Consider the following 10398-nt stretch of genomic DNA (forward strand, 5'->3'; position numbering starts at 1 on the left):
AGCACGCGGATCGGGCCCGGGGCGGTGTGTCCCGTGGTCATCGGGGGTCCTCTCGGTCGGGACCGACCACCGGGAGGCGGGCGGCCACCCGCCAGCCGCCGTCGGTCGTCGGGCCGGCGGACAGGGTGCCGTCGACGGCGTTCGCACGTTCCCGCATCCCGATGATCCCGTTGCCGGTCGGGGCGAGCGGTCCGCTCGAGCCGACGTCGGCCGATCGGGGTCCCGACGGGCGGTCGGCGACGACCAGGTCGACGACGTCCGGACCGATCGAGATCGTCACGTCGGCTCGGTGCCCGGGGGCGTGCTTCATGACGTTGGTCACCGACTCCTGCACGATGCGGAACGCGTTCCGGTCCGTGATGCCGTGCACGGTCGAACGATCGCCGTCGATGGTCAGCCCGACGTCGACACCGGCGGCTCGCGCGCGTTCCACGAGGTCGGCGACGCGGTCGAGGCCGGCGGTCGGGGTGCGCTCGGCTCCGTCGGAGGCTCCGTTGGTGGTTCGGTCGGGGGTTCCGTCGACGGAGCGCAGCACGCCGAGGATGGTGCGGAGTTCGACGAGGGCTTCGCGGCTGGAGTCACGGATGTTGGCGAGAGAACCCCGCGTCTGGTCGGGCAGGTCGGCGCCGAGGTGGAGGGCGACCCCGGCCTGGAGGTTGATGAGCGACATGCTGTGCGCGACCGAGTCGTGGAGCTCGCGGGCGATCCGCACCCGCTCGTCGGCAGCGCGACGCCGGTCGGCCTCGGCACGCTGCCGCCGGCGTTCCGCGACCCGTTCGAGCCGGACGCGCACGAGCTCCGACACCGCGAGGGTGACGGTCGCCCAGGCGACCGCGAGCAGCACCGCGCCGAGGTCGAGGACCGGGGAGCGTCCGAGCACGGGATCGGCGGACGGGAGCAGCACCACCGCCGCCCCGGCCGCGGCGGTCGCCCACCACCGGTGTCCGCGCAGCCACGCGTTCGCCAGCGCCATGGTGAGCGCGGCGACGAAGGGGCCCCGCGGGCTCACGAGGGCGGCGTACCCCACGGTCGTCGCGAGGGTCACGAGGAGCACCGAGCGGGGGAGCCGCCACCGCCACGGGAGCACCACGACGCCGACGACGAGCAGGGCGAGGGCCGCCGGACCGATCTCGACGGGCTGGAGGCCGCCCGCGACGCCGCGCGCCCAGGGCGGACCGCCCGCGGACTCGTCGGCTGCGCCCGATGCCCACCGCGATGCCACGAGCGTCCCGGGGACCTGCAGGAACGCCACCGGCAGCACTCGTCCGACCCGGGCGAACCGACGGCGCCCGCGCCAGCGGGGGTCGTCGGTCGCCGGGTCGGCGAGGGTCCGGTCGGTGTCCATGGCTCGAGCCTAGGGTCGGCTCCCGCCCGCGGCATCGGGCGGGAGCACGACCTGTGGACTACTCCCGCGGGAGCAGCCGGGTGTGGAGGAGAACGGGCACTACGACGGCGGGAGCAGACGGAAGTGGGGCTGCGGGACGGACGCGCACCGCGCCTCCAGTACCGAGTCTTGGAGGGTCGTGAAAGCGACGCCGAACCGACCACAGGAGGTCACCATGCTCACCACCATCGCCGCCACCGCGCCCTACTGGCACGGCGGGTTCCCGTTCTTCGTCTTCCCCGTGTTCTTCTTCGTCGCGTTCCTGGTCGTGTTCCTCGTGTTCGGGGTGTTCCGGCGGGGCAGCTGGCGGGCGCGGTCCGACGCGCGGTCGGTGCTCGCCGACCGCTTCGCCCGGGGTGACATCGACGCGGAGGAGTACCGCTCACGCCTGTCCGAGCTCAGCCGGAAGTGACCGACAGCGCGGCGAGGATCGCCGCCACCGTCTCGTCGACCGATCCCTCGATCGACACGGTGACGGCGGCCTCGTCCGGCTGCGGTCGCTCGAGCGTGGCGAACTGCGAGTCGAGCAACGAGCTCGGCATGTACTCGTGGTGGCGGTGCGCCTGACGGTCGGCGATGAGGTCGTGTGATCCGTCGAGGAAGGCGATCACGAGCGTCGGTGCCGATCCGCGCAGCCGGTTCCGATACGCGCGTTTGAGCGCCGAGTTCGCCATCACGCAGCGGTGGCCGGAATCCTCGACCTCGGCGATCCGGGCGGCGCAGGCGTCCAGCCAGGGCCAGCGGTCCTCGTCCGTCAACGGGATGCCCTGCCGCATCTTCTCCTTGTTCGCGGCGGGGTGCAGATCGTCCGCGTCGACGAAGACCGTCGGCTGCCCGACGGCGGCGAGGGCGTCGGCGAGGGCCTGCCCGATCGTCGACTTGCCGGAACCGGAGACCCCCATCACGAGCAGGGACGGGAGGACAGCGCGCTCGGTCATCCCTCCACCGTATTGGGCCGGTGAACAGTCGTCCCCAGTTGCCGTAACACCCGGGCGGTCCCAGGCTGCGGACCGTAGGTTGGTGCCGAACGACAGGACGAAGGAGACCTCGTGGCAGAGAACAACGGACAGGCGAACATCGGCGTGGTCGGTCTGGCGGTGATGGGTTCGAACCTCGCTCGGAACCTCGCCTCGCGGGAGGGCAACACCGTCGCGGTCTACAACCGCACGTACGCCCGCACCGAGGAACTCCTGAACGAGCACGCCGACGCCGGTTTCATCGCGTCCGAGTCGATCGACGACTTCGTCGCCTCGCTGTCCAAGCCCCGCACCGCGATCATCATGGTGCAGGCGGGCAAGGGCACCGACGCGGTCATCGAGCAGCTCGCGGAACGGTTCGAGGACGGCGACATCATCGTCGACGGCGGCAACGCGAACTTCCACGACACCATCCGCCGCGAGCACGACCTGCGCGAGAAGGGCCTCAACTTCGTCGGCACCGGCATCTCCGGCGGCGAGGAGGGCGCGCTGAAGGGTCCCTCGATCATGCCCGGTGGGTCGAAGGAGGCCTGGGAGACCCTCGGTCCGATCCTCAAGTCGATCGCCGCGGTCGCCGAGGGCGAGCCGTGCGTGACCCACATCGGCACCGACGGCGCCGGCCACTTCGTGAAGATGGTGCACAACGGCATCGAGTACGCCGACATGCAGCTCATCGCCGAGTCGTACGACCTGCTCCGCCGCGTCGGCGGGCTGAGCGTCGAGGACCTCGTCAAGGTCTTCGACGAGTGGAACAAGGGCGACCTCGAGTCGTACCTGATCGAGATCACCGGCGAGGTCCTCAAGCAGCGCGACGCCGACACCGGAAAGCCCCTCGTCGACGTCATCCGCGACGAGGCCGGGTCGAAGGGCACCGGCGTCTGGACCGTGCAGAACGCCGTCGGCCTCGGCATCCCCGTGTCCGGCATCGGGGAAGCCGTGTTCCCCCGTGCGGTGTCGTCGAAGCCGACGCAGCGCGCCGCGGTGCAGCAGGCGTTCCCCGACCGTCCCGACATCGCCCGTGTCCCCGACGGGTTCGAGGACGACGTCCGTGCGGCGCTCTACGCCTCGAAGGTCGTCGCGTACGCGCAGGGCTTCGACCTCATCATCGCCGGGGCGAAGGAGTACGACTGGGACATCGACCTCGGCAACATCGCGAAGATCTGGCGCGGCGGCTGCATCATCCGTGCGCAGTTCCTCAACCGCATCGTCGAGGCGTACGACAAGAACCCGAAGCTCGAGAGCCTGCTGGTCGACCCGTACTTCGCGAACGCCGTGCAGGAAGGCGAGGCCGCCTGGCGTCGCATCGTCGGCATCGCCGCGGCTTCGGGGATCCCGGCGCCCGGCTTCTCGTCGGCGCTGGCGTACTTCGACTCGCTCGCCTCGGACCGGCTGCCGGCCGCGCTCATCCAGGGACAGCGCGACTTCTTCGGCGCGCACACCTACCAGCGCATCGACAAGGACGGCACGTTCCACACGCTGTGGTCGGACGACGACCGCCGCGAGGTCGAGCAGGAGCCCTCGACCCACTAGCGCGCTCCACACGGAAGGCCCCGTCGATCGGCGGGGCCTTCCGTTTTTCGTCCGTCCCGCCGCTCGCGGTGTCGTCCGTCCCGCCGCTCGCGGTGTCGTCCGTCCCGCCGCTCGCGGTGTCGTCCGTTCCGCCGCTCGCGCTCCAGTCTCGCGGTCAGGCCACGATGCGCTCGCGCGCGAGGTCGGCCACGAGCCGCTCCATCCGGGGCCCCCGGCCGAGCATCCGTCTGGAACCCGGTGCCGAGCGGACGAAGAAGGTCGCCACCGCGGTCGTGTCGTCGGGCCGGACGTAGTGCATCGCGATCGCCCACGAGCGGCCGTCGCCGTGCACGTCCTCGAGCCCGACGTGCACCATCCGGCTCCACCGGATGACGAGCAGTCTGGTGGCTCGGCGTTCCTCGAGTTCCCACAGTGACGCCTCGGTCGCGCCGAAGGCCCAGGTGACCCGGTGCCCGAGGGCGACGTCGGGACGCACGGCCGCGACGGAGGCTCGCAGTTCGGGCGTCGGCGCTGCAGGGACGAGCCACACGGTCGGGTCGATCCGACGGATCGCGAGTGCGAGCGCCTCGTCCTCATGCCGGCGGCGGAGCGACCAGCCGCGCAGCACGGCACCGGCGATGACGAGGAGGCCGGCACCGATCACGGCGACCTCGGCGACACCGAAGTACGTCAGGTCGGCGTCGGGCGTTGTGGAGACGACGATGATGCGTGCGGTGAGCAGCGCGGCCCAGACCCCGACGATGACCCAGCGCAGCACCAGGAGCCGCCGTGCCTGCGACATCGGGTGGCGGTTCCGCCGCCGGGCGCGACCGAAGCCCGGGACACGGTCGGGACGCCTCAGCACACCCCGATCCTCGCACGGTCCACCTGCCGTCGGCTGGCCGGTGCCGGTGAACGCCCGACGAACCGGTGGACAGGGCGGGTCGGTGGGGATGCGGGTCGGTGGGGATGCGGGTCGGTGGTCGGGGTACGGGTCCTCCACAGGCGCTCTCACCGCCGGTCCCGTCCACCGTGTGCGCGACTGTCAGCACACACGCGGTGGGGTCGACCTACGCTCGGCTCGTGACCATTGATCTCGCGCCCGCCCCCGCGGCGGTCCCGCGCCCCCGACTGCTCGCTGCCGCGATCGGCATCGTCGCCGCGCTCGCGTTCTTCGCCGCCGCGGAACTCGGAGCCCTCGTGCTCAGCGGTGCAGGCAGCCCGCTCGTCGCGGTCGGGTCGGCGGTCATCGACCTCGCCCCGCCGGGGGCGAAGGACCTCATGGTGTCGCTGTTCGGCACCGGTGACAAGATCGCCCTGTTCGTCCTGATGTCCGTGATCGTCGCGGCGGTCAGCGCAGGTGCGGGCGTGCTCGAGCGTGCGCGCCCGCCGTTCGGCGCCGTCGTGTTCGCCGTCGGCGGTGTCCTCTCGCTCCTGGCCGTCACCACCCGTTCCGGCAGCGGCACGTTGGACGGTGCCCCCTCGGTCCTCGGCGTCGCGGCAGCCGTCGTCGTGCTCCGACTCCTCACCGCCCGGCTCCGTCGGTGGGAGTCCGCCGCAGCCGTGCCGTCGGCGGCCGCGCGGCCCGCGTCCGCCGAACGCCGCGCGTTCCTCGTCTGGGGCGTCACGGCGGCGGCCGTCGCGGTCGTGGTCGGTGGCGCCGCGCGACTGGGGACCGCCGCCGCGCAGGCCACCGCCGCGGCACGGCGGGCGATCCGGTTGCCCGCCCCTGCCACCGCGGCGCCCGCGGTCCCGTCGGGAGCGTCCCTCGACGTACCCGGCATCACGCCGTACGTCACGCCGACGAGCGACTTCTACCGGATCGACACTGCGCTGCGCGTGCCGTCGGTGGACACCGCCGACTGGAAGCTCCGCATCCACGGCGCGGTCGACCACGAGGTCGAGCTGACCTGGGACGACCTGCTCGCCCTCCCGCTCGAGGAACACCACGCGACCCTCAGCTGCGTCTCGAACGAGGTCGGGGGTGACCTCATCGGGAACGCGCTGTGGCTCGGCTACCCGATCCGGAAGCTGCTCGAGCGGGCCGCGCCGCACGCGAGCGCCGACATGGTGCTGTCGCGCAGCGTCGACGGGTTCACCGCGGGGACCCCGCTCGACGTGCTGCAGGACGCCGGGACGGCGGCGCTCCTGGCGGTCGGGATGAACGGCGAGCCACTGCCGCCGGAACACGGCTTCCCGGTGCGCATGGTGGTGCCCGGACTCTTCGGGTACGTCTCCGCCACGAAGTGGGTCACCGAGCTCGAGATCACCCGCTTCGCCGATGCACAGGGCTACTGGACGCCTCGCGGCTGGTCGGAGCGAGGCCCGGTCAAGCTGGAGTCACGCATCGACACCCCGCGTGCCGGTTCGACCGTCGACTCCGGGACGACCGTCGCGATCGCCGGGGTCGCCTGGCAGCCGCACACCGGGGTGAAGGCCGTGCAGGTCCGGATCGGCGACGGGGCGTGGGAGACGGCAACCCTCGCGGACTCCGTCTCGGCGGACACGTGGCGGCAGTGGGTCTACCGCTGGACCCCGACGAAGGGATCGCACCGGATCCAGGTCCGAGCCGTGAGCGCGGACGGCGAAGTGCAGACGAGCGTGGAACGGCCGCCCGCACCGAACGGCGCGAGCGGATGGCACACGGTCGAGGTCCGCGCCGCCTGACCGCCTGTCCGGCTGACCGGCTGTGCCGCAGACGGCGGCGCGGGTCGGACCGGAGACGTGAGGCAGACCGGAGACGCGGGTCGGACAGGAGGCGCGGGTCGGCCCCGCGACTGGCGTCGCGTCAGGCGGGACGCGTCGCCACGACGCAGGTGCCGTCGACCTCGTCGTCCGACTCCACCGACACCTGGAACCCGGCCGCCGCGAAGGCAGCTGCCGACGCCTCGGACTGCCCGGTGGAGACCTCGATGACGAGAGCGCCGCCCGGGCGGAGCCACTCCCCCGCACCCGCGGCGATCCGCCGGTGCAGGTCGAGGCCGTCCGTTCCCCCGTCGAGCGCAACCCGGTGCTCGTGGTCGCGGGCCTCGGACGGCATCGTGGCGATGGACGCCGTCGGCACGTAGGGGGCGTTCACGGCGATGACGTCGACCACGCCACGGAACCGGTCCGGCAGCGGCGCGAAGAGGTCGCCGGCCACGACGATGCCGCGGTCGCCGATGTTCTCGGCCGCGACGTCGACCGCCGCCGGATCGACGTCCGACGCGACGAGGTCCAGCGCACCCACACGCTGGAGCAGGGCGACCGAGATCGCCCCGGCACCGCAGCAGAGGTCGACGACCCGGTCGTAGCGGCGCAACCGCCGAGCAGCCTGTTCCACGACCACCGTGGTGCGGGCACGCGGCACGAAGACACCCGGCGTCACGCGCAGACGGTGCCCGTCGAAGGCCGCCCAGCCGAGCACGTACTCGAGTGGTTCGCCGCCGAGCCGCCGCTGGACGAGCGCGCGGAGACGAACCGCTTCGCCGTCGCCGGCCTCGAGCAGCAGGTCGGCCTCGTCCTCGGCGAAGATGCTGCCCGCGGCCCGGAGTCGGGCCGCGAGCGCGTCACGCACGGGTGCCGTCAAGCGGCGCCGTCGAACATCGAGGTGACCGACCCGTCGTCGAAGACCTCGTGGATGGCGCGGGCGATGAGCGGTGCGATCGGCAGGACCTCGAGGCGGTCCCAGCGCTTGTCCTCGGGAAGCGGCAGGGTGTCGGTGACGACGACCCGGTCGATGAACTCGCTCTGCAGCAGCTCGGTCGCCGGGTCGGAGAACACCGCGTGCGTCGCAGCGACGACCACGCCCGTCGCTCCGGCCGCCTTGAGCGCTTCGGCCGCCTTGGCGATGGTGCGACCGGTGTCGATCAGGTCGTCGACGAGCAGGCAGACGCGACCCGAGACGTCACCGACGATCTCGTGCACGGACACCTGGTTCGGCACGAGCGGGTCGCGGCGCTTGTGGATGATGGCGAGCGGCGCGCCGAGCTTCTCCGACCAGATGTCGGCGACGCGGACACGGCCCATGTCCGGCGAGACGACCGTCAGCGTCGAGGGGTCGAGCGTCTGCTGGAAGCGCTCGAGCAGGACGGGCATGGCGAACAGGTGGTCCACCGGGCCGTCGAAGAAGCCCTGGATCTGCGCGGCGTGCAGGTCGACGCTCATGATGCGGTGCGCACCGGCGGCCTTGAACAGGTCGGCGACGAGTCGTGCCGAGATCGGCTCACGCCCACGGCCCTTCTTGTCCTGACGGGCGTAGGGGTAGAACGGCGCGACGACGGTGATGCGCTTCGCCGAGGCACGCTTCAGGGCGTCGACCATGATGAGCTGCTCCATGAGCCACTCGTTGATCGGGGCCGTATGGGACTGGATGACGAACGCGTCGCAGCCGCGGACCGACTCGTCGAAGCGGGCGTAGAGCTCCCCGTTCGCGAACGTCCGTGCATCGGTCGGGACGAGGTCCACGCCGAGTTCCTCGGCGATCTCGGCCGAGAGCGCCGGGTGTGCCCGCCCCGAGACGAGGACGAGTCGTTTCTGGCCGGTCGTTTTGATTCCGGACAAGTGCGGTGCTCACTCCCTGACCCCGCGGGGCCGTGTTGATCGGCCCGAGAGCCGTCAGATCTGTTCGCCGTTCGCGCGCCGAGCGGCCTCGGCTGCCGGCGAACCGGGTCGGTGTTCCTCGACCCATCCGTCGGTGTTGCGCTGTGGGGCGTAGCTGATCGCCAGCGACCCGGCAGGGACGTCCTTGCGGACGGTCGTACCCGCGCCGGTGTACGCTCCGTCACCAATCCTAACCGGGGCGACGAACACGTTGTGCGACCCTGTGCGCACGTTCGAGCCGACCTCGGTCCGGTGCTTGTGCACCCCGTCGTAGTTGGCCGTGATGGTGTTCGCGCCGATGTTCGAGTCCTCGCCCACCTCGGCGTCGCCGATGTACGACAGGTGCGGCACCTTGCTGCCCCGGCCGATCGTCGCGTTCTTCGTCTCGACGAAGGTGCCGATCTTGCCCCCGTCGCCGAGGATCGTGCCCGGCCGCAGGTACGCGAAGGGCCCGACCGAGGCGCCGTCGCCGATGACCGCGAGGGTGGCGTCGACGCGGTTCACCACGGCTCCGACGCCGACTTCGGTGTCCCGCAGGGTCGTGTCCGGCCCGACGACCGCGCCCGAGGCGATCGCGGTGGCGCCGATGAGCTGCGTGCCCGGGAGGATCTCGGCGTCGGGTTCGATCGAGACGTCGAGGTCGATCCACGTCGTCGCCGGGTCCTGCACCGTGACGCCGGCGAGCTGGTGCCGACGGACGATGCGCGCGTTCAGCACCCGCGCGGCGTCGGACAGCTGCGCACGGTCGTTGATGCCGGCGACGAGCCACGGGTCGGTCAGCGTGACGACGTCGATGCGCGCGCCCCGGGCCCCGATGAGCGCCGGTGCGTCGGTGATGTACTTCTCGCCCTGCGCGTTCGCAGTGGTGAGCGAGGGCAGGACCGCACGGAGGTGCGTGACGTCGAACGCGTAGATCCCCGCGTTCGCCTCGGTGATCGTCAGCTGCTCGGCCGTCGCGTCCTTGTGCTCGACGACCCCGACGAACGTCCCGTCGGCGTCACGGACGATGCGGCCGAGTCCGGTCGGGTCCGGGGCGATCGCGCTGACGAAGGTGGCGCCGTTGCTCCCGCCGACGTGGGCGTCCACGAGTGCTCGGAGCGACGCCGCGTCGAGCAGCGGGACGTCGCCGGAGAGCACCACGACGGCCCCCTCGAAGTCGGCGGGGAGGGCCTGCACGGCGACCTCGACCGCACGCCCGGTGCCGGGTACGTCGTCCTGGTCGACCACGATCGCGTCGGGCGCCCGCTCGGTCACCTCGGCCGCGACGAGCTCCCGTTCGTGCCGCACGACGACGGCGACGTGCTCGGGCTCGAGGGACGACGCCGTCCGGAGCACGTGCGCGATGAGCGGCAGCCCGGCGAGGCGGTGCAGCACCTTGGGCGTGGACGACTTCATGCGCGTGCCCTGCCCGGCGGCGAGGACGACGACGGCGATGCGCTGGTCGGTCATGGCTCCATCCTGGCGCACGCGCGCTGCGGAGTCCGCCGGAACCGCCCGACCGTCGCAACCGTGCGCGCAACCGCAGCGGGTGGACGGGCCCACACCGCGCCTCCTGGCACCGTCCGACGGCAGGTGTCAGCCGGGGTCCGCCGCGTTCCCGGTCCCGCAGTGCGACACCGCGACGAGCGAGCTGCGCCCGGTCGCCGCCCCGAACTGGATGCGTTCGACGTCACCACCAGCCCCCGTGACGACGAACTGCCGGTTGCCGTCGTTGAGCGAGGACTCGGTGTACCGGACGGTCAATCCGTCCGCAGCCCACGACCTGCCGACGGTCCGCACCGCACCCTCGGGGTCCGAGACCCCCGAGCCGATGCGGGCGAGGTTGGAGAGCGCTCCGGACGTGCCTTCACCGAGGAGACACTCCTGGGCGTACTCGTTCGCCTGCGAGTCGTCCCACGTGACGCCCGAGGTCTGCATGGTCGCGTCCACGTACGCGGCAGCGAGATC

The 10398-nt window shown here is 72.1% G+C and carries 10 protein-coding genes; 3 read left to right on the forward strand and 7 right to left on the reverse strand.

Annotated features, from left to right (window positions below; all coding sequences use genetic code 11):
• Positions 1–37 precede the first annotated feature (37 nt).
• Positions 38–1345, reverse strand: coding sequence for a sensor histidine kinase (locus I5E_RS11065; RefSeq protein ID WP_022907044.1), 1308 nt, complete (start codon positions 1343–1345; stop codon positions 38–40).
• Between the two features lie 214 nt (positions 1346–1559).
• On the opposite strand from I5E_RS11065, the gene I5E_RS11070 reads away from it, so the two are divergent.
• A complete protein-coding gene (locus I5E_RS11070; protein WP_022907045.1) occupies positions 1560–1796 on the forward strand; it encodes a membrane protein in 237 nt (78 codons plus the stop codon).
• Here the strand turns inward: I5E_RS11070 and I5E_RS11075 are convergent.
• Positions 1783–2322: a gluconokinase gene (locus I5E_RS11075; protein WP_022907046.1), complete on the reverse strand. Its 540-nt coding sequence runs from the start codon at positions 2320–2322 to the stop codon at positions 1783–1785. The two genes, I5E_RS11070 and I5E_RS11075, sit on opposite strands and share 14 nt — an antisense overlap.
• Before the next feature lie 111 nt (positions 2323–2433).
• Between I5E_RS11075 and gndA the strand changes: the two genes are divergently transcribed.
• Positions 2434–3891 (forward strand): NADP-dependent phosphogluconate dehydrogenase, encoded by a 1458-nt coding sequence (gene gndA / locus I5E_RS11080; RefSeq protein WP_022907047.1) that lies wholly within the window; start codon positions 2434–2436, stop codon positions 3889–3891.
• 154 nt (positions 3892–4045) lie between these two features.
• Here the strand turns inward: gndA and I5E_RS11090 are convergent, their stop codons facing one another.
• Positions 4046–4735: a hypothetical protein gene (locus tag I5E_RS11090; protein ID WP_022907048.1), complete on the reverse strand. Its 690-nt coding sequence runs from the start codon at positions 4733–4735 to the stop codon at positions 4046–4048.
• Between the two features lie 218 nt (positions 4736–4953).
• On the opposite strand from I5E_RS11090, the gene I5E_RS11095 reads away from it, so the two are divergent.
• The gene (locus tag I5E_RS11095) at positions 4954–6537 is read left to right on the forward strand and encodes a molybdopterin-dependent oxidoreductase (protein WP_031262232.1); all 1584 of its coding nucleotides are present in this window, start codon (positions 4954–4956) and stop codon (positions 6535–6537) included.
• A gap of 121 nt (positions 6538–6658) precedes the next feature.
• On the opposite strand, the gene I5E_RS11100 is transcribed toward I5E_RS11095, so the two are convergent.
• The 4 genes from I5E_RS11100 to I5E_RS25460 all read right to left on the reverse strand — a co-directional run.
• Positions 6659–7426, reverse strand: coding sequence for a putative protein N(5)-glutamine methyltransferase (locus I5E_RS11100; RefSeq protein ID WP_022907050.1), 768 nt, complete (start codon positions 7424–7426; stop codon positions 6659–6661).
• Positions 7427–7434: 8 nt separating this feature from the next.
• Positions 7435–8412 (reverse strand): ribose-phosphate diphosphokinase, encoded by a 978-nt coding sequence (locus I5E_RS11105; RefSeq protein ID WP_022907051.1) that lies wholly within the window; start codon positions 8410–8412, stop codon positions 7435–7437.
• Between the two features lie 54 nt (positions 8413–8466).
• On the reverse strand, positions 8467–9900 hold the full coding sequence (gene glmU / locus I5E_RS11110) for a bifunctional UDP-N-acetylglucosamine diphosphorylase/glucosamine-1-phosphate N-acetyltransferase GlmU (protein ID WP_022907052.1): 1434 nt from the start codon (positions 9898–9900) through the stop codon (positions 8467–8469).
• Between the two features lie 126 nt (positions 9901–10026).
• Positions 10027–10398, reverse strand: a 372-nt coding sequence (locus I5E_RS25460; RefSeq protein ID WP_187290496.1) for a hypothetical protein, incomplete at its 5' end; no start/stop codon positions are given.

The organism is Curtobacterium sp. B18, from assembly GCF_000333375.1.
GTDB lineage: Bacteria > Actinomycetota > Actinomycetes > Actinomycetales > Microbacteriaceae > Curtobacterium.

Coding starts and splice junctions, on each gene's coding strand:
- glmU (WP_022907052.1), bottom strand. CDS start 9,900: ATGACCGACCAGCGCATCGCCGTCGTCGTCCTCGCCGCCGGGCAGGGC.
- I5E_RS11065 (WP_022907044.1), bottom strand. CDS start 1,345: ATGGACACCGACCGGACCCTCGCCGACCCGGCGACCGACGACCCCCGC.
- I5E_RS11070 (WP_022907045.1), top strand. CDS start 1,560: ATGCTCACCACCATCGCCGCCACCGCGCCCTACTGGCACGGCGGGTTC.
- I5E_RS11075 (WP_022907046.1), bottom strand. CDS start 2,322: ATGACCGAGCGCGCTGTCCTCCCGTCCCTGCTCGTGATGGGGGTCTCC.